At 64.0% G+C, this 16,015-nt stretch carries 23 protein-coding genes; 14 read left to right on the top strand and 9 right to left on the bottom strand.

Annotation, left to right across the window (positions count from 1 at the left end):
• Positions 1-37 precede the first annotated feature (37 nt).
• Both copD and copC read right to left on the bottom strand, forming a co-directional pair.
• A complete protein-coding gene (copD, locus tag AC3WLD_RS17440) occupies positions 38-970 on the bottom strand; it encodes a copper homeostasis membrane protein CopD (protein ID WP_492558250.1) in 933 nt (310 codons plus the stop codon).
• Positions 971-975: 5 nt separating this feature from the next.
• Positions 976-1,359, bottom strand: coding sequence for a copper homeostasis periplasmic binding protein CopC (gene copC / locus AC3WLD_RS17435; protein WP_492558249.1), 384 nt, complete (start codon positions 1,357-1,359; stop codon positions 976-978).
• A 136-nt stretch (positions 1,360-1,495) separates the two neighbouring features.
• Here copC and AC3WLD_RS17430 point away from each other — a divergent pair, with 136 nt between their 5' ends.
• The 8 genes from AC3WLD_RS17430 to AC3WLD_RS17395 all read left to right on the top strand — a co-directional run bounded on the left by AC3WLD_RS17430 (position 1,496) and on the right by AC3WLD_RS17395 (position 7,689).
• Positions 1,496-1,774, top strand: coding sequence for a hypothetical protein (locus tag AC3WLD_RS17430; protein WP_492558248.1), 279 nt, complete (start codon positions 1,496-1,498; stop codon positions 1,772-1,774).
• Positions 1,771-2,211, top strand: a complete 441-nt coding sequence (locus AC3WLD_RS17425) for a periplasmic heavy metal sensor (protein WP_492558247.1) — start codon at positions 1,771-1,773, stop codon at positions 2,209-2,211. The genes AC3WLD_RS17430 and AC3WLD_RS17425 overlap by 4 nt, the downstream gene beginning before the upstream one ends.
• Complete coding sequence (locus tag AC3WLD_RS17420; RefSeq protein WP_492558246.1) at positions 2,208-2,777, top strand: RNA polymerase sigma factor; 570 nt, start codon at positions 2,208-2,210, stop codon at positions 2,775-2,777. The genes AC3WLD_RS17425 and AC3WLD_RS17420 overlap by 4 nt, the downstream gene beginning before the upstream one ends.
• Before the next feature lie 61 nt (positions 2,778-2,838).
• A complete protein-coding gene (locus tag AC3WLD_RS17415) occupies positions 2,839-4,611 on the top strand; it encodes a copper resistance system multicopper oxidase (RefSeq protein WP_492558245.1) in 1,773 nt (590 codons plus the stop codon).
• Positions 4,608-5,669 carry a copper resistance protein B gene (locus tag AC3WLD_RS17410; protein WP_492558244.1) on the top strand — a complete coding sequence of 354 codons (1,062 nt, stop codon included), beginning with the start codon at positions 4,608-4,610 and terminating at the stop codon, positions 5,667-5,669. Before AC3WLD_RS17415 ends, AC3WLD_RS17410 begins: the two co-directional genes overlap by 4 nt.
• Complete coding sequence (locus AC3WLD_RS17405) at positions 5,669-6,448, top strand: PepSY domain-containing protein (RefSeq protein ID WP_492558243.1); 780 nt, start codon at positions 5,669-5,671, stop codon at positions 6,446-6,448. Before AC3WLD_RS17410 ends, AC3WLD_RS17405 begins: the two co-directional genes overlap by 1 nt.
• Positions 6,445-7,242 (top strand): COG4705 family protein, encoded by a 798-nt coding sequence (locus AC3WLD_RS17400; RefSeq protein ID WP_492558242.1) that lies wholly within the window; start codon positions 6,445-6,447, stop codon positions 7,240-7,242. Before AC3WLD_RS17405 ends, AC3WLD_RS17400 begins: the two co-directional genes overlap by 4 nt.
• An 18-nt stretch (positions 7,243-7,260) precedes the next feature.
• Complete coding sequence (locus AC3WLD_RS17395) at positions 7,261-7,689, top strand: DUF411 domain-containing protein (RefSeq protein WP_492558241.1); 429 nt, start codon at positions 7,261-7,263, stop codon at positions 7,687-7,689.
• A gap of 24 nt (positions 7,690-7,713) precedes the next feature.
• Here AC3WLD_RS17395 and AC3WLD_RS17390 read toward each other — a convergent pair whose 3' ends face one another.
• The 3 genes from AC3WLD_RS17390 to AC3WLD_RS17380 all read right to left on the bottom strand — a co-directional run bounded on the left by AC3WLD_RS17390 (position 7,714) and on the right by AC3WLD_RS17380 (position 9,075).
• Positions 7,714-8,331: a class I SAM-dependent methyltransferase gene (locus tag AC3WLD_RS17390; RefSeq protein WP_492558240.1), complete on the bottom strand. Its 618-nt coding sequence runs from the start codon at positions 8,329-8,331 to the stop codon at positions 7,714-7,716.
• Positions 8,331-8,672 (bottom strand): YnfA family protein, encoded by a 342-nt coding sequence (locus tag AC3WLD_RS17385; protein ID WP_492558239.1) that lies wholly within the window; start codon positions 8,670-8,672, stop codon positions 8,331-8,333. The genes AC3WLD_RS17390 and AC3WLD_RS17385 overlap by 1 nt, the downstream gene beginning before the upstream one ends.
• Positions 8,673-8,736: 64 nt before the next feature.
• On the bottom strand, positions 8,737-9,075 hold the full coding sequence (locus AC3WLD_RS17380) for a hypothetical protein (RefSeq protein WP_492558238.1): 339 nt from the start codon (positions 9,073-9,075) through the stop codon (positions 8,737-8,739).
• On the opposite strand from AC3WLD_RS17380, the gene AC3WLD_RS17375 reads away from it, so the two are divergent.
• A complete protein-coding gene (locus tag AC3WLD_RS17375; RefSeq protein ID WP_492558237.1) occupies positions 9,068-9,505 on the top strand; it encodes a MerR family transcriptional regulator in 438 nt (145 codons plus the stop codon). The two genes, AC3WLD_RS17380 and AC3WLD_RS17375, sit on opposite strands and share 8 nt — an antisense overlap.
• Positions 9,506-9,510: 5 nt before the next feature.
• Here the strand turns inward: AC3WLD_RS17375 and AC3WLD_RS17370 are convergent, their stop codons facing one another.
• The 4 genes from AC3WLD_RS17370 to AC3WLD_RS17355 all read right to left on the bottom strand — a co-directional run bounded on the left by AC3WLD_RS17370 (position 9,511) and on the right by AC3WLD_RS17355 (position 13,092).
• Positions 9,511-10,854, bottom strand: coding sequence for an MFS transporter (locus tag AC3WLD_RS17370; protein WP_492558236.1), 1,344 nt, complete (start codon positions 10,852-10,854; stop codon positions 9,511-9,513).
• Positions 10,855-10,974: 120 nt separating this feature from the next.
• Positions 10,975-12,168 carry an MFS transporter gene (locus AC3WLD_RS17365; RefSeq protein ID WP_492558235.1) on the bottom strand — a complete coding sequence of 398 codons (1,194 nt, stop codon included), beginning with the start codon at positions 12,166-12,168 and terminating at the stop codon, positions 10,975-10,977.
• Positions 12,161-12,559 (bottom strand): MerR family transcriptional regulator, encoded by a 399-nt coding sequence (locus tag AC3WLD_RS17360; RefSeq protein WP_492558234.1) that lies wholly within the window; start codon positions 12,557-12,559, stop codon positions 12,161-12,163. Before AC3WLD_RS17360 ends, AC3WLD_RS17365 begins: the two co-directional genes overlap by 8 nt.
• Positions 12,556-13,092 carry a MerR family transcriptional regulator gene (locus tag AC3WLD_RS17355; protein ID WP_492558233.1) on the bottom strand — a complete coding sequence of 179 codons (537 nt, stop codon included), beginning with the start codon at positions 13,090-13,092 and terminating at the stop codon, positions 12,556-12,558. The genes AC3WLD_RS17360 and AC3WLD_RS17355 overlap by 4 nt, the downstream gene beginning before the upstream one ends.
• On the opposite strand from AC3WLD_RS17355, the gene AC3WLD_RS17350 reads away from it, so the two are divergent.
• From AC3WLD_RS17350 to AC3WLD_RS17330, 5 genes are all read left to right on the top strand, one after another.
• Complete coding sequence (locus AC3WLD_RS17350; protein ID WP_492558232.1) at positions 13,091-13,462, top strand: mercuric transporter MerT family protein; 372 nt, start codon at positions 13,091-13,093, stop codon at positions 13,460-13,462. The two genes, AC3WLD_RS17355 and AC3WLD_RS17350, sit on opposite strands and share 2 nt — an antisense overlap.
• Positions 13,455-13,676, top strand: coding sequence for a GDCCVxC domain-containing (seleno)protein (locus AC3WLD_RS17345; protein ID WP_492558231.1), 222 nt, complete (start codon positions 13,455-13,457; stop codon positions 13,674-13,676). Before AC3WLD_RS17350 ends, AC3WLD_RS17345 begins: the two co-directional genes overlap by 8 nt.
• A gap of 75 nt (positions 13,677-13,751) precedes the next feature.
• A complete protein-coding gene (locus AC3WLD_RS17340) occupies positions 13,752-14,399 on the top strand; it encodes a cation efflux transmembrane domain-containing protein (protein ID WP_492558230.1) in 648 nt (215 codons plus the stop codon).
• 111 nt (positions 14,400-14,510) lie between these two features.
• Positions 14,511-14,852, top strand: coding sequence for a hypothetical protein (locus tag AC3WLD_RS17335; RefSeq protein ID WP_492558229.1), 342 nt, complete (start codon positions 14,511-14,513; stop codon positions 14,850-14,852).
• Positions 14,853-14,916: 64 nt separating this feature from the next.
• The gene (locus AC3WLD_RS17330; RefSeq protein ID WP_492558228.1) at positions 14,917-16,014 is read left to right on the top strand and encodes an efflux RND transporter periplasmic adaptor subunit; all 1,098 of its coding nucleotides are present in this window, start codon (positions 14,917-14,919) and stop codon (positions 16,012-16,014) included.
• Position 16,015: the final 1 nt, after the last annotated feature.

Genomic DNA, 16,015 nt, shown 5'->3' with positions numbered 1-16,015 from the left:
TGTGAACCTTGACATCATGTCAGGGTCAAGCGCCAATTCATTCCGTGATACCGAGCGGATCCAAGGTCCCGAGCCAGGCGACCAATGCGAGGATTGCGAGCGCGGCGCCACCCTCGGCCAGCAGGCTTCGTCTGAGTCCGGTTACGGCCAATGTCGGACTGTCATTGCGGATCGCAACCTCCAGGGCGGGTGTCAGCCGCCAACGATTGAGCCCGGCCAGCGCCAGCATCGCGCCGAACAGCAGCAACTTGGCAATCAGCAACTTGCCATAGGCTGTCAGGGGCAGCCCCGAGAAATGCGGAAAGCCCACGACAGCGAGGCAATTGACGATGCCCGTGGCGACGATCAGGCCGACGGCGAACGTGCCGACCCGCGAAAAGCGATCAAGCGCGCGGTGTGTAACGGACAGGTGCTCGCCGGACAGAGCGGTCGTTGGGCAAAACAGCATCCACGAAAAGGCGGCAATGCCGCCAAGCCAGACCGCTGCCGCCAGCATGTGGATCATGTCGCTCAGTCGGTGAACGGTTCCGATCCAACCTTCCGTCGCGCCGGCGTGGCCGGTCCAAACCAATGTGGCGATTGCGAGCGAGGTCGATGCGAGCAGGGCACAGCGGGCCGCCGCCGGAAGGCGAGCGAGCGCACACGCCGACAACACGGCCGTGACCATCGCCACCATGCGGACGATCCAGGCGCTGCCGATCGCGCTTTCGCTGACGATCTCGCGCAGGACTTCGCCATCGAGAGCCAAGACACTCGATCCCGTCATCGCAGCGGCAAGTAACAGCATACCGACGCCGGACAACAGAAGCCCTACCGCAGCGAGGACAATCGCGGGCTTGGTCAGGGGAAAGATGCCCGACGTGCGTTCTGTGGGCGAAATGGCGTAGAATGAGAACGCGACCATGCCCGCCAGCACCATCAGGTCGGCATAGAGCGCGAACCGGACGACGATGACGGGCAGGTTATCCATGGACCTTAGCGCACGGTGAAGCTGAAAGTACCGCTCATGCGGTGGGTGTCCGCACCGGCGGCGGTCCATGTCACTTGATAGGTGCCCGCCGTCAGCGGACGCCGGAGCAGCAGCGTCATCGATTTGCGGTCCTTGCCCATCTGGGCGGTGAAGCCGGTGATCGGCATCGGCGCATGGCTCGCCATGCCGGGCATACCGGTCATCGCGATCGTGGCGCGCGCCGTGGCGCCGATGACCGCTTCGTTGAAGCGCAGCTCGATCTTGGTCGGGGCAGCGACCCTGGCGTTGGCTGCGGGGCTAGACGAGACGAGCGCGGTGTGGGCAGCGGCAAGCTGCGGGACGACTAGTCCCATTGCCGCGACGGCGAGGGCGAGACTGGGCAGGCGCATCAGAATTCTCCTGGGTGTGTGTCATCGGGGAATACGCAGCCCGCAGCGTCGGCCCTTGGATTTATCGCGGACGAATTTCGCTGAGGGATCGCGGCAGCGACTGCGTATAAGCCGACAGGACATAGGGAGACTGCTCGTGCCCGATATCGATCAGGCGCTTCACCGCCTTGGCGCATTACCAGTCCCGCCGGGGCTGGCCGAAATCAACGATGCCGTGTTCGCAGGCCTTGCGCGCAGCCACCGCGAGGCCGCGGTCGCGCCGCGCCTGATGGGCTTCGCGGCGGGCCTTGCGCTGGTCGTGGGGCTGGCAGGTGGCGGGTTGGCGGGCAGCGAACCTGCTACCGCGCAGCCGCTGTCGCCCTTCGCGCCAGACAATCCGCTTGCCCCATCGACCCTCCTGGATGTCCACCCGTGAGCTGGAGCAAGCGACTGGTTTTGATCGCCATCGTCGCCTTCGTAGCAGCCATGGGCGGCACCTACGCCGGCCGCGTGCTGCTCGCGCCCGAAAAACAGACCGAAACAGAGCTGCACGCACTTTTGCATACCGAACTCGACCTCGATCCCGCGCAGCAAGCGAAGATCGAGGCAATCGAGCAGCGTTTCGCCACGCGGCGCAAGGCGCTCGAACTCGAGATGCGAGCAGCGAACGCCCATCTCGCTACTGCGATGCAGGCCGAGCATGGCTATGGACCCGAGGTCACCGCCGCCATCGATCACACCCACATGGTGATGGGCGAGATGCAGAAGGAAACGCTCGAGCACCTGTTTGCGATGCGCGCCGTGCTCAGGCCCGATCAGGCAGTCAAGTTCGACAGGACCGTTACCAGGGCCCTGACTCCAGAAGACCGGTGAGTCTGCCGCTGACCGATGGCAGCGACGCGGAGCTCGCGGCGTTGGCTCTCGCAGGCCGGCAGGACGCCTACCGTGAACTGCTGGCACGGCACCGCGAGCCGGTGTTCCGTCTGATCCGCGCCACCACCGGGGATCCGCACGAGGCGCTCGACATCACCCAGGAAACCTTCGTCGCGGCCTTTGCGGCGCTCGCAAGCTACGATCGTGAGCGCCCGTTCTCCGTCTGGCTCAAGCGGATTGCGCTCAACAAGTGCCGCGACTGGGCACGGCGGCGCAGGGTTCGGGCCTTCTTCACCCGCGCCGCACCTCTGGAAGATGCATTCGACATTTCCGACAATGCGGTCCCCGCTGATGTGCAAACTGCCGACCGGGCCGAGCTGGCGCAGGTGAGCGCCGCCATCGCACAACTACCCGCGCGCTTGCGCGAAGCTTTGCTGCTCAGAACGGTCGATGGCCTGAGCCAGACCGAGGCTGCTGAGGTGCTGTCAGTAAGCGAAAAGACCATCGAAACCCGGCTTTATCGTGCCCGGAGCAAGTTGAAAGCACAACTCGGCGACCGGGTTTGAGGGGCAAGGCCAGGTGCTGCGTATGGCCCTGTGACAGTCCGCAACTCCATCCGGTAGAACCATGCCAGCAATCTCGCTCGATCGACGCACCCTGATTCGTTCCGCCGCCTGGGGATGCGGGGGAATTGCCCTGTCGGCGACACTGCCAGCCTGGGCGCGCACCGGCACACCGGGGCTAGCCGCGCCGATGGCGACAGTCTCAGGCGAGGACATCGCCTTGTCGATTGGCCATGCCATGATTGGCATCGGCGGCCGCGAAGGCCACGCCATCGGGATCAACGGTGCGACACCCGGTCCCGTCATCCGCCTCAAGGAAGGCCAGAATGTCCGCCTCGCGGTGACCAACACGCTCGCCGAAGAGAGTTCGATCCACTGGCACGGCGTGCTGCTGCCCTTCCAGATGGACGGGGTTCCCGGCGTCAGCTTCCCGGGGATCAAGCCGGGCGCGACCTTCCCTTACGCGTTTCCCGTCCGGCAGTCGGGCACCTACTGGTATCACAGCCATTCGGGCATGCAGGAAGCGATGGGCCTCTACGGTGCGATAGTTATCGATCCCGCCGGTCCCGATCCCGTGGCCTATGACCGCGAACATGTGATCCTGCTCGCCGACTGGAGCTTCATGCATCCGCACACAACCCTGCGAAAGCTGAAGGCGCAAGGCGGATACTTCAATATGCAGAAGCAGACGTTGGCCGGCCGCCTCGCGGGTAAGGACATGTCTGCCGCCGACCGGCGGATGTGGGCCGGAATGCGGATGGACCCGACCGACATCTCGGACGTGACCGGTTCGACCTACCACTTTCTTGTGAACGGCCACGACAGCGCAGCCAACTGGACCGGACTGTTCACGCCGGGCGAGCGGGTTCGCCTGCGGATCATCAATGCTTCGGCGATGACCAACTTCAACATCCGGATCCCGGGGCTGCCGATGACGGTCGTCGCCGCCGACGGGCAGAACGTGCAGCCGGTCGAGACCGACGAGTTCCAGATCGCCATTGCCGAAACCTACGATGTGATCGTCCAGCCTTCTTCGGACCAGGCCTACGGCTTCATTGCCGAAGCGATCGACCGCTCGGGTCAGGTCCGCGCGACGCTGGCACCGCGCCTTGGGATGATCGCAACCATTCCCCTGATTAGAGAACGCCCGCTGCTGACCATGAAGGACATGGGCATGGGTGAGATGGACATGGCGGGCAGCGGTGACATGGCGGGCATGGACCATTCCGCCATGAGTGGTGACATGGTCGGCATGGACCACTCGGCAATGGGCGGCGGCGCGATGAACATGCGCGATCCGTCCGTCGCGCCGCAGGTCAAGCTGGGGCCGGGGGTCGCAACCTTGTCGCCCATGCCGATGGATCGGACCGGCGAGCGTCCGACCGGACTCGAAAAAGTCGATCATCGGGTTTTGACCTATCGGGACTTAAAGTCGCTTGCCCCCAACCCCGATACCCGCGCCCCGTCGCGCGAGATCGACCTGCATCTGACCGCCAACATGGAACGCTACATGTGGTCCTTCGACGGCCAGAAGTTCAGCGAAAACACCGAGCCGATCCCCTTCCGGCATATGGAGAGGGTGCGCGTTAATCTAATCAACGATACCATGATGCCGCATCCGATTCACCTCCACGGCCACTTCTTCGAGGTCGTGACCGGCAATCCTGGCCACCATCCGGTGAAACACACCGTCAATGTGCTCCCGGGCGGGAAAGTCTCGTTCGACCTGACCGCCGACGCGCTCGGCGACTGGGCGTTCCACTGCCACATGCTGCTTCACATGATGTCAGGCATGTTCCGGGTCGTCACGGTCCGGAAAGAGGAGGCAAGCGAATGACCCGGTTGCTCGCACCTGCCATTGCCGCAGCCTTCGCTCTGCCCGCTTCGCTGACAGCCAGCCCAGTCCTGGCGCAGACCTCAATGCCCGGTATGGAGATGCCGCCAAAGCCTCCCGCTGACCAGCCGACACCGGCCAAACCAGCCTCACCAGCGCCGGCAGTGCCCGGCCAGCCGTCAAGCGACCCGCATGCCGGTCACACCATGCCGGATGCACCCAGTGCACCGGAACAACCCGCGGATATGCCCGGAATGGACATGTCCGGGTCCCAAACCGGCGATCACGACATGTCGGCAATGCAGCCGGACGGGGCGGCTGTTGGCAGCGCCCCCGCTCCCGCGCCGCCGACCGATCATGCCGCCGATGCGCTGTTCGATCCGGCGGAAATGGCGCGTTCGCGCGGCGACTTGCGCCGGGAGAACGGCGCATTCAGCGGATCGATGATCCTGTTCGATCTTGCCGAATTTCAAGCGCGCCCGGGCGGCGACGGTTATCGCTGGGAAAGCGATGCCTGGTTTGGTGGCGATATCGATCGCCTGCAGATCAAGACCGAGGGCGAAGGCAGCTTCGGCAAGCCGATCGAGGATTTCGAGGTTCAGGCGCTCTATTCGCGCGCGATTTCGCCGTTCTGGAATGCCCATATCGGGCTGCGGCACGACATCGCACCTAACCCGTCACGCACTTACGCGGTGGTCGGCGTCGAAGGCATCGCGCCTTACTGGCTCCACCTGACCGGACAGCTGTTCCTGTCGGACAGGGGCGATGTTCGTGCCCGGTTTGAAGGCAGCTACGATGAACGCATCACCCAGAAGCTCATCTTCCAGCCGCGTTTCGAACTGAACCTCTCGGCTCAGGACATGCCGGCCATCGGCGTCGGCTCGGGCCTGACCAGCTTTGAACTCGGTGCACGACTGCGCTATGAATTCCGCAAGGAATTCGCGCCGTATATCGGGGTTGAGTGGTCGGGTAGGACCGGGGATACCGCGCGCTATACACGCCTCGCCGGAGACAAGCCGAACACTGTCCAGTTCGTCGCAGGTATCAGGTTCTGGTTTTGATGAAGGGCAAGCATCGCATCCACTTGTTCGCCAGTCGCTTGCACAAATGGCTGGCGCTGTTCATCGGCGCGCAGCTCCTCATCTGGTTTGCGAGCGGGGCGCTGATGAGCTTCCTGCCGATCGACAAGGTGCGCGGCGAACATCTGGTGGATCGCGCGGCGGTGGCCACGCTGCCTGCCGGTGCCCGCTTCGTCGATCCGGCCCGGTTGGCAGCGAGCGTCGGAGCGCCGGTCGAAGCGATCGACTGGCACATGATGGGCGGCCGCGCGGTTGCCGAAGTGACCACTGCAAACGGCGTCAAGCTGTTCGACGCGGCAACTGGCGCGGCTTTGCCGTCCGTCGATGCCGTGGCGGCAACCGCTATTGCCGACGCGGCGTGGAAATCCGCCTCAAGGCCCACCTCGAAGGCCTCGCGCGTTACATCCGAAAGCCCCGAATATCGCGGCGCGCTTCCGGCGTGGCGGATCGCCTATTCCGATCCTGACTCGACCAGCGTGTTCATTGCGGCGGAATCGGGCCGGATCACCGCGGTTCGCACCGGAACTTGGCGACTCTACGATTTCTTCTGGAGCCTGCACATCATGGACTGGAAGAACCATGAGGACTTCAACACCTGGTGGTTGCTCGGCTTTGCCATCGGGGGGTTGATCTTCGGGCTGGCCGGCAGCGACTTGCTGTTCATGCGCTGGCCGGTTCGGCGTCGGCGGACGGTGTGGCACCGCAATCCGGTGCGCACGGCAAGTTCAACACCTATAGACGAGGAGTTGACGTCACCATGAGCAGCCCCAACGATCTCGATCCTAACGGGTCGCCAACGCTTTCCGACCTGGCCAAGGTCCCGGCGGTGACGCTCGGTTTCTGGATCATCAAGATCCTCGCGACCACGCTTGGGGAAACCGGCGGCGACACGGTCAGCATGACGATGAACCTGGGCTACCTGGTCGGAACCGCGATTTTCCTCGGACTGCTGGTGCTGCTGGTCTGGTGGCAAGTGAAAGCAAGGCGGTTTCACCCGTTTCTCTACTGGGCGACGATCATCGCCTCAACGACGGCCGGGACGACGATGGCCGACTATGCGACCCGTTCGATCGGCATTGGCTACACCGGCGGCTCGCTGCTGCTACTCGCCTGCGTCCTTGCCTCGCTCTATGCATGGCACAGGACCTTGGGCACGATCTCGGTAGAAAGTGTCCACGAGCCGCGCGCCGAGACATTCTACTGGATCACGATCACCTTCTCGCAAACCCTGGGAACCGCGCTAGGCGATTGGCTGGCAGATACCGGGGGCCGCGGATACATCGGAGCGGCGGTGATTTTTGCGGCGATGCTCGCGGTCGTGGCGGTGCTCTATTTCCGAACCGCGATCAATCGGACTATCCTGTTCTGGACCGCCTTCATCCTGACCCGCCCGCTCGGCGCAGCGGTTGGCGATTTTCTCGACAAGCCGGTCGATCACGGCGGACTTGCCTTGAGCCGACCCATGGCGTCGGCAGCCTTGGCGGTCGCGATCATTGTGCTGATGGTCGTTCTGCCCCAACGTGCCGGAAACCACCCGGCGAATGCGGCTTCATAGCCAGAAGGATATTCGTCGATGAAAAGGCTCGTTCTGGCACTCATGCTCGTCGCAACGCCCGCAATGGCTGCATCGGACATTGTCATGCACCGCGACCCCGGATGCGGATGCTGCGAGAAATGGGCGGCCCAGGTTCGGGCCGCGTTCGGGCGCAAGGTAAGGATCGTCGACGATGCCAACCGCGCCGCGCTCGATGCCCGCCTCGGTGTGCCCGCATCACTCTCGGGTTGCCATACCGCAATTGTCGATGGGATAGCGTTTGAGGGCCATGTCCCGATTGCCGACATGCGACGTGTCCTGACCGCGAAGCCACGCGGCGTTCGCGGGCTGGCGGTTGCCGGGATGCCATTGGGTTCGCCCGGCATGGAAGTACCGGGGCGGCAGGCGGATCACTACAATGTTGTCGCTTTCGGTCCGGGAGGGACGTTTGTCTACGCGCGGCACTGACCGGATGCGGAAGGCGCGGCTGGTTCAGCCCGCCTTCCGGAAGCTGCTGAACTGGAACTTCTGAACACTGCCGCCGGGCGTCACGTGATCGTGGCTACGCTCGTCCACCAGCGTGAAGTCTGGCCCCAGCACCTTCCCGATACTTGCCGCATCGTGGCGGGCGACGGGCAAGCCACTGCATTTTTCCGGCCCGTCGGGGGCGAATGTCCCGATGATTGCCACACCACCCGGGTTGAGCGCGGAGTCCAGGGTCTTGGCATAGGCGGCCTGGGCTCCGGGGGTAGTGAGAAAATGGAAGGCGGCGCGGTCGTGCCAGAGGTCAAAGCGCCTGACAGGCTGCCATTGGGTGACATCTGCAACGATCCAATCCACCGCTTCCCCACGCGGACCCAGTCTGGCCTTGGCGATCTCGAGCGCTTGCGCGGATAGATCCAGCACGGCGATGTGGGCATGGCCCCGGGCGAGCAGCCCATCGACCAGTCGCGAAGCACCTCCGCCGATGTCGATGATTGAACCCAGACCGACCCCAGCCGCCTCGATCAGCTCCAGAGAAACCGTCGGCGACTGCTCGAACCAGCTCACGCTGTCGTCGGCCTTGGTCGTGTAGACTTTGTCCCAGTGGGCTGGGCGCGCTCCCGTCATCAACCGATTCCTGTTCCTGTTCGGCCCGGTCCATAGAAAATGATCATGGCGCCCAACAGGCAAATCGCAGCACCGGTCGTGTCCCAGCGATCGGGCCGGATGCCCTCGACCGCCCAAAGCCAGACCAGTGACGCCAGGATATAGATGCCGCCATAGGCCGCATAGGTGCGCCCTGCTGCTGGAGCATCGCTCCAGGTCAGCGCCCAGGCAAATACAGCAAGCGAGACCATGCCGGGGAGAAGCCAGAGCGGTGAACGATCGAGCCGCAGCCATGCCCAGAAGGCAAAGCAACCGCCGATTTCGGCTAATGCCGCAACGAGATACAGGGCCAATTGCTTCATGCGGCGTTCCGTTTCTTGTGATCCTCCCACGCAGATGGATCAGCAATGTCGCCAAGTCGATCCGCTAGCTGCACCCGCAGCTCTTGTCCGATGGGCAAGCCAGGCATTGCTGAGCGCGGCGGCGCTCCCACAGAAAGACAATCAGGCTCGCCACCAATGCAAGCGGGCCAAGGACGCATACGATCAAATCGAGCGAAATTCCCCAGCTTGCAGCGATGCCCGCACCGCCCAAGGTAAGGCCTCCGAGGCCGAGCAACGGCACCGCGCAGCAAGCCGCGCAGGCCAAGCCAATGCCGAACACAACTTTCATTTTCATCGCTTTCGTCCTTCCATTTGCAATCGAAGCACATGCCTCTACGATCTCAAGTAACTTGAGGTGCAAACGGAAAGTGTGAATGGCCATGTCCCGTGAAATGCTCATCGGTAGGGCGGCCAAAGCGTCTGGCTGCAACATCCCGACCATCCGCTACTATGAAGAAGTCGGCTTGCTTGCCGGTGCCAACCGGACGCAGGGCGGGCATCGGGCCTATCAGCAGAAAGACGTCGAGCGTCTGGTCCTGATCCGGCGTTGCCGCGATTTCGGCATGTCGCTCAAACAGGTGAAGGCCCTGATCGAAATCCGCGACAGTCCCGCGTCGTGCGATGATGCACTGGATGTCGTAGCGCACCATCGCGATGCGCTCCGTGTCAGGATCGCCGAACTGAAGGCGCTTGATCGCGCCATGACTCTGATTGCTGCGCGCTGCGAGAGCGATTGCGTCGGCGGCGCAGCTGCATGCTGCTCGATCTACAGCGATCTGGCTGTCGTTCCGGAGGGTAGGGTTACTACCTGAAATGGTCAGGCCGTGCGCGGCCAGTCCGGGTGAATATCGTCGATCACGAAGGCATGGGCAGTGGATTGGCCGTGTTCGTGATGTTCGCGCAGATGGGCATGATCGGGCGGTAGATCGTCGTGACTGTGCGCGAGCGATTCGGGATCGCGCGAAGGCCAGAGCCATAGGGCCGCGACCGTTCCAATTCCCGCGACCAGCGCCAGCACGGCGAAAGCCGCGACCTGGCCCAACGCGGCACCGACTTGTCCGGCAAGGGGGTAGCAGATCAGCCAGCAGCCGTGGCTGAGCGCGAATTGCGCAGCGAAGACCGCGGGCCGGTCGTCGGCATTGGCCGAGCGCCGCAACAGCCGGCCTGACGGGGTGACGCTCAAAGAATAGGCGATGCCGAGGACGAACCAGCCCGCCAGCAGCAGCGGCCAATAGCCCGTGCCCTTCCCGAACACGGCGGTCAGCAGCGCCATTGCCGCCAGACCGGCGGTCAGCAGCACCGCCGCACTTGCCATCAGCGTCCGATCGCTGACCTTGTCGAGCAGTCGCGGAATGAAGAAGGCGGCGAGCATCGAGCCGAAGCCATAGGCTGCGAGGGTTAGCGCGACTTCCCTTTGACCGAAGCCGAGCCCACCGCGCACGATGACGACGGTGTTGACGATCACCATCGAACTTGCCGCCGCCGAAGCAAGGCTGAGTGCGAGCAGCCCCTTGAGGCGGGGCGTCTTGAGGTAAATCCTGAGGCCCCGGGTGGTCTTGGTCCAGATCCCGCCAGCGCGCGGTTGGGCGGGTGAGCGCGGCAGAGCGACTGAGACCACCAGCAGCGCCGAGCTGATGAAGCCGATCGAAGTCCCCGCGAACAGCCAGTGGAAACTGATCACCGACAACAGGGCTGCCGCAAGGATCGGGCTGATCAAACTTTCCATGTCGTAGGCCAGCCGCGAGAGCGACAGGGCGCGGGTATAGTCGCCCTCGTCGGGCAGCACGTCGGGGATCGTAGCCTGGAATGTCGGGGTGAACGCAGCTGAGGCCGATTGCAGCACGAAGATCAGGACATAGATCTGCCAGATCTGATCGACGAACGGCAGGCTGAGCGCCACGGCAGCGCGCACCAGGTCCATCGCGACGAGGAAGGCGCGGCGCGGCAGTCGGTCGGCGAAGGCACCGACCACCGGCGCAACCCCGATATAGGCGACCATCTTGATCGCGAGCGCTGTTCCCAGCACCGCACCGGCATTGCCCCCGGCGATGTCGAAGGCAAGCAGTCCGAGCGCGACAGTCGCAAGCCCCGTGCCGATCAGCGCAATAATTTGCGCTCCCAGGAGATGGCGATAAGTGCGATTGGCGAGAACAGACAGCATGTTCGTATCCTTGCCCCCGCTACCGGCACCGGGCAAGCGTGATCTCTGCTCGCCAGATGGCTGCCTGAAGAAAGTTCGAAACTACAACTACGCCGCAAGTTATGGGGGGAGCAGGTTGGTCTAAGCGTTGTTTGTCGGCACCCCGTTCTTGCGAAGCCCATTACTTCCCAGCAATGCGATTGCGGCAATCGTTGCCAAGCTGGCACCGGCAAGGAACGTCACGCGCGGCCCGGCCATGTCCCACAGCAGTCCGGCAAGGACGCTCGCGACCAGCATCGCTATACCGCTGGCGAGGTTGAACAGCCCGAACGCCGACCCGCGCAGTTCACGCGGCGCGCGGTCGGCGACCAACTTGGCCATCAGTCCCTGGGTCAGCGCCATGTGCAGGCCCCAGAGCGCTATCCCGGTAAAAGCACCGATCAGGCCGCGCGATAGGGCTAACGCCAGATCGGCGAGGATCAATGCCGCCAGTCCTGCACCGAGCAGCACAGACGCTGGATATCGGTCCGAGAGCACCCCGGCCGGATAGGCACCGAGTGCGTAGACCACGTTCATCGCGATAAGGACGGCGGGGGCGAACATCAGCGGCAATCCTTCGTCCGCTGCCTTGAGGATCAGAAACGCCTCGCTGAACCGGGCGAGCGAAAACACGACACCGATCACGACGACGGTCCAGAATGATCGATCGAGAACCCTAAGGTCGGCAAGGGCAACCGGCGGCATCGCTTTGCCGTGGTCTGTATGTTCGCGCGGTTCCTTGACCCAAAAGACAACGCAGAGCACCGCCAGCGCGCCCGGGATTACCGCGATCCAGAAGACGCGGCGCATGTCGTTCGCAAATATCGCCATAAGTGCGATCGCCAGCAACGGTCCGGCGAAGGCCCCGACCGTGTCGAGCGACTGGCGCAGCCCGAAGGCGCGCCCGCGAATGGCTTCGGGGGTCACGTCGGCCACCAGCGCGTCGCGCGGCGCCCCCCGCAGGCCTTTTCCGATCCGGTCGGCAAAGCGCGCGCCGAGCACCACCGATGCCGATCCGGCCAGCGCGAACAAAGGCTTGGACAGCGCACCCAGCGCGTAGCCCAGCAGGATCAGCGGCTTGCGGCGACCGATCCGGTCCGAGACGTAGCCTGAAAATACCTTGCTGATCGAGGCAGTCGCCTCGGCGATCCCGTCGATCAGGCCGACCATCGCGACACTCACGCCCAGCGTCGTCGTCAGAAACAGGGGCAGCAGCGCATGAATGATTTCCGACGACAGATCCATGAGCAGGCTGACCACACCCAGCGCCCAGACCGTGCGGGGAACCTTATTCATCGGAGCGCGGGCCCAGCGTTTCGATGATCTTGCAGTCCGCGACCGTATTGTGTCGGCAGCTTCCAATGACCCGTCGCAGTTCCCCGCGCATCGCAGTCAGGTCGGCAATCTTGCGTTCCACCTCGGCGAGGTGCCCGCTCGCGATTGCATCGACCGCCGCGCAGGGCCTGCCGCGATCATCAGCGAGCGCGAGCAGGTCGCGCACGGCATCGAGGCTGAATCCGAGATCGCGCGCGCGGCGAATGAATGACAGGCGCTGGAGGTGCGCGGGGCCATAGCTGCGATAATTGGCATCGGTGCGCGCAGGCGGCGGGAGCAACCCGGCCTTCTCATAGAACCGGACAGTTTCAACCTTGGTTGCGGTCGCCCTGGCGAGTTCGCCGATTTTCATGGGGCGTTCCCCGGGCTGGCGTCCGACCAGGCGGTGTCGGCGCCAGCAAGGGCGTCGAGGATCGGGCAGCCTGTGAACGCGTCCCGATCGCAGGCGGCGATCGCGGCGGAAAGCGCCGCTTCCATCCGTTTCAGATCATCGAGCCGGGAGCGCACGGAGCTCAGATTGGTCGATGCGAGCTGCCGGGCGTTCGAACATGAATTCCGGCTTGTCGCCGCATCGGAGGTGGAAAGTTCCAGCAGGGTGCGGATTTCGTCGATCGAGAAACCCAGTCCGCGTGCGCGCTTGATGAACCGCAGGCGGGCGACATCGGTTTCGGCGTAAACACGATATCGGCCACGGCGCTCCGCACGGGGCATGAGCGCGATCCGCTCGTAATACCGGATCGTCTCGATGTTGCATCCACACGTCCGGGAGAGCGCGCCGATTGCGATTGCCGGTTGAGTCACATTCCAGCTCCCGAAAATAGTTCTTGAGTCTGTAGCGACTACAGACGGTAGAGCAGGGTCTCGATTTGGCAAGGAGAAGACCATGGGAGAACTGACGCGAACCGTGTCCGACAGGACCGAGCGACGCAGCGCGCTGGTCTTGATCGTCGGCGGTGTGGTCTCCGCGTTCGGCGTCGCCGCTTGCTGCGCCCTGCCGATCCTGCTCGCAACGGCGGGGATCGGGACCGCCTGGCTGACAGGTATTGCAATGGTATCGTTGCCTTACCGAAACACGTTGATGATCGTCAGCCTGGTGTCGCTCATTGTCTCGGCGGCGCTGTTGTGGCGCATGCAGCGCACCGCCGCGCGTTGCGGCCCCGATGCGATCTGCACGCCGAAGTGGCTGCGGTTGAGCCTGCTGGCAGGCCTGCTGATCGGAGCAGGCCTGCTCGTTGGGGGTTACATGTATGTCTGAGGCAGAGATTGTCCTTCAATCGACCTTGACCTGCCCCAATTGCGGCACGTCGAAGACCGAGACCATGCCGACCAATGCGTGCCGGTTTTTCTACGATTGCACCGGCTGCGGCGCGGTGCTGCGCCCTCTGCCGGGCGACTGCTGCGTGTTCTGTTCCTACGGCACGGTAAAATGCCCGCCGATCCAGCAGGGCAGCGACTGCACATCGTGCTGAACAATCGCGCTTGACCCTGTAGTTGCTACAGGGTGCATATGCAGGGCCGACTCGAATGAATCGAGGAGGAACCTGATGGCGGACAGTTGCTGCGAAAGCGCTTGCGGGACCAAATCCGCACTCAACGATCCGCGTTGGCGAAGGGCCTTGTGGATCGCGCTGGGCGTCAATGCCGCCATGTTCGCGGCCGAATTCGTTGCCGGTTCCGCTGCGGATTCGCGTTCGCTCCAGGCCGATGCGCTCGATTTTCTAGGCGACAGCGCCAATTACGCGATCAGTTTGACAGTTGCCGGCATGGCGCTGGTCTGGCGCGCACGCTCCGCTCTCGTGAAAGGACTGACGCTGCTCGGCTTCGGGGCATGGGTGCTGGCAACCGCAATGCTTGCATTCTTGAACGGTGCCGCGCCCCAGCCCGCCACGATGGGAATTGTCGGGGCGCTGGCGCTTGCAGCGAATGTCGGCGTTGCCCTGCTGCTGTACCGCTTTCGCAGCGGCGATGCGAACATGCGCTCGGTGTGGATCTGCTCGCGCAACGACGCCATCGGCAACATCGCGGTGATGGTCGCGGCGCTCGGCGTGTTCCGGACCGGGAACGCCTGGCCCGACCTGGTTGTCGCCGGCATAATGGCCGTGCTTGCGATCAGCGGCGGTGCGCAAATTGTCCTGCATGCGCGCGATGAGCTTCGTTCGGAGCGTCGCCCGCCAAGCATTGTTCGGCTTTGATCGGATGTCCGTTCGTTCGCGCAAATATTGCCGGTTGCATCCGGTCCTGATCGGGGGAAATTTCGCAAACTTTCTTTGCCGCACCGCAGCACGCGTGCTAGCGGACAAGTAATGCGGGATCGTCTACTCTCTTTGCTGCTGATTCTGGCCGTCCTGTTCGGCGGGGTGATTGCGCCCGCGCTTGCCCATGCGCAGGGCGATGCCGATGTGCACGTCTCCGACATCATCGACGTGCACGTGGGCAATCCGGCAACCGGCGATGACTCGAAGAAGCCCGTGTCAGGGATGCCGGGGGAAACCGCGGCGCATCATCACTGCACCATCGGCCTGACCGCAACTGGCCCCGACATCTGCTTGGTGGACGTAACCGGTAAAGCGATTGTCCGGCCGGCCGCCACCCGGTTGCTCGTCTCGCACGCGCAGGCGCCCCCGACCCAGCCTCCCTCCGCCTGATCGACACAACTTCGCGGCGGGGGTTCCCACCAGCGAGATTCTGTCCGGTTGGGAGCTTTCTTCAATGTCATTGCGTACTCGAATTGCCGCATTTGCGGCGCTGGTGGCTGTTGTCGCCGCCGGGTGGTGGCTCTTGCGCCCCGCCTCGCCTGCATCCGAAACCGCCGCCGCGCAGCCGGGGGACGCGACCAAGCCACTGAACCTCGCGCAGCTCGAGCGCATGGGTGTCAAGACGGCAGTAGTGCAGGTCGCGACCGGCGTGCCGCTGGGCACGATGCCCGCGACGGTGTCGCTGCCGCCCGAAGCGAGGGTCGCCGTCACCGCATCATTCCCCGGGGCGATCCGGCAGGTCTTCGTGATCCCCGGACAGACCGTCACGCGCGGACAGCCGCTCGCCACCATGGTGAGCCGCGATGCCCTGCAGGTCGGCTCAAACCTGACCCGGGCGAGAGCGCAACTTGAATATGCCCGCGCCAATGCCGCCCGGCAGCAACAGCTCGCCCGCGAAGGCGTGATCGCCGGTGCGCGCGCACAGGAAGCGCAGGCCGCAGTTCGTCAGGCCGAGGCGGACGTTTCAGAGAATTCGCGCATCCTGGGCCTTTCGGGGGCAGGCAGCGGCGGCCTGATCACGCTGCGCGCGCCGATCAGCGGCCGGGTTTCGACAGTGGCAGTGCAGACCGGCGGACCGGTCGACGGCACCGTCGCGCCATTCGTGATCGACGCCAGCAACGCCTACCAGCTCGATATCCAGGTTCCCGAACGGCTCGCCGGACTGGTCAAGCCCGGCATGACGGTGACACTCCCCGGAAACATCTCCGGGCAAATTCTGTCGGTCGGTTCCGCGATCGATCCCGACACGCGCAGCGTGCTCGCCAAAGCCAGTATCGGTGCGGCTCCCGGCATGATCGCCGGCAAGGCGCTGATGGTGTCGATCATCGCCGGTGCGCAGCAGAGTGCCATCGCTGTCCCCTCCAATGCCGTCACTCGCCTCGACGGGGCAGACGTAGTCTTCGTCAGAACCGCCAAGGGTTTTGAAAAGCGTGTCGTAGTCGTCGGCGGCAGCGCAGACGGCGTCACGGTTATTGTCGAGGGCCTGGCAGCAGGCGAAGTGATCGCCATCTCGGGTCTGACCGAGATCAAAATGACGCTGGGCGGCGAATAGA

The organism is Novosphingobium sp. FW305-C-111, assembly GCF_058783565.1.
Note: the sequence above shows the minus strand (reverse complement) of the source record. Positions and strands in the feature narration are given on the sequence as shown.

Coding starts and splice junctions, on each gene's coding strand:
- copD (WP_492558250.1), bottom strand. CDS start 970: ATGGATAACCTGCCCGTCATCGTCGTCCGGTTCGCGCTCTATGCCGAC.
- copC (WP_492558249.1), bottom strand. CDS start 1,359: ATGCGCCTGCCCAGTCTCGCCCTCGCCGTCGCGGCAATGGGACTAGTC.
- AC3WLD_RS17415 (WP_492558245.1), top strand. CDS start 2,839: ATGCCAGCAATCTCGCTCGATCGACGCACCCTGATTCGTTCCGCCGCC.
- AC3WLD_RS17410 (WP_492558244.1), top strand. CDS start 4,608: ATGACCCGGTTGCTCGCACCTGCCATTGCCGCAGCCTTCGCTCTGCCC.
- AC3WLD_RS17405 (WP_492558243.1), top strand. CDS start 5,669: ATGAAGGGCAAGCATCGCATCCACTTGTTCGCCAGTCGCTTGCACAAA.
- AC3WLD_RS17400 (WP_492558242.1), top strand. CDS start 6,445: ATGAGCAGCCCCAACGATCTCGATCCTAACGGGTCGCCAACGCTTTCC.
- AC3WLD_RS17395 (WP_492558241.1), top strand. CDS start 7,261: ATGAAAAGGCTCGTTCTGGCACTCATGCTCGTCGCAACGCCCGCAATG.
- AC3WLD_RS17390 (WP_492558240.1), bottom strand. CDS start 8,331: ATGACGGGAGCGCGCCCAGCCCACTGGGACAAAGTCTACACGACCAAG.
- AC3WLD_RS17385 (WP_492558239.1), bottom strand. CDS start 8,672: ATGAAGCAATTGGCCCTGTATCTCGTTGCGGCATTAGCCGAAATCGGC.
- AC3WLD_RS17375 (WP_492558237.1), top strand. CDS start 9,068: ATGGCCATGTCCCGTGAAATGCTCATCGGTAGGGCGGCCAAAGCGTCT.
- AC3WLD_RS17380 (WP_492558238.1), bottom strand. CDS start 9,075: ATGGCCATTCACACTTTCCGTTTGCACCTCAAGTTACTTGAGATCGTA.
- AC3WLD_RS17370 (WP_492558236.1), bottom strand. CDS start 10,854: ATGCTGTCTGTTCTCGCCAATCGCACTTATCGCCATCTCCTGGGAGCG.
- AC3WLD_RS17365 (WP_492558235.1), bottom strand. CDS start 12,168: ATGAATAAGGTTCCCCGCACGGTCTGGGCGCTGGGTGTGGTCAGCCTG.
- AC3WLD_RS17360 (WP_492558234.1), bottom strand. CDS start 12,559: ATGAAAATCGGCGAACTCGCCAGGGCGACCGCAACCAAGGTTGAAACT.
- AC3WLD_RS17350 (WP_492558232.1), top strand. CDS start 13,091: ATGGGAGAACTGACGCGAACCGTGTCCGACAGGACCGAGCGACGCAGC.
- AC3WLD_RS17355 (WP_492558233.1), bottom strand. CDS start 13,092: ATGGTCTTCTCCTTGCCAAATCGAGACCCTGCTCTACCGTCTGTAGTC.
- AC3WLD_RS17345 (WP_492558231.1), top strand. CDS start 13,455: ATGTCTGAGGCAGAGATTGTCCTTCAATCGACCTTGACCTGCCCCAAT.
- AC3WLD_RS17340 (WP_492558230.1), top strand. CDS start 13,752: ATGGCGGACAGTTGCTGCGAAAGCGCTTGCGGGACCAAATCCGCACTC.
- AC3WLD_RS17335 (WP_492558229.1), top strand. CDS start 14,511: ATGCGGGATCGTCTACTCTCTTTGCTGCTGATTCTGGCCGTCCTGTTC.
- AC3WLD_RS17330 (WP_492558228.1), top strand. CDS start 14,917: ATGTCATTGCGTACTCGAATTGCCGCATTTGCGGCGCTGGTGGCTGTT.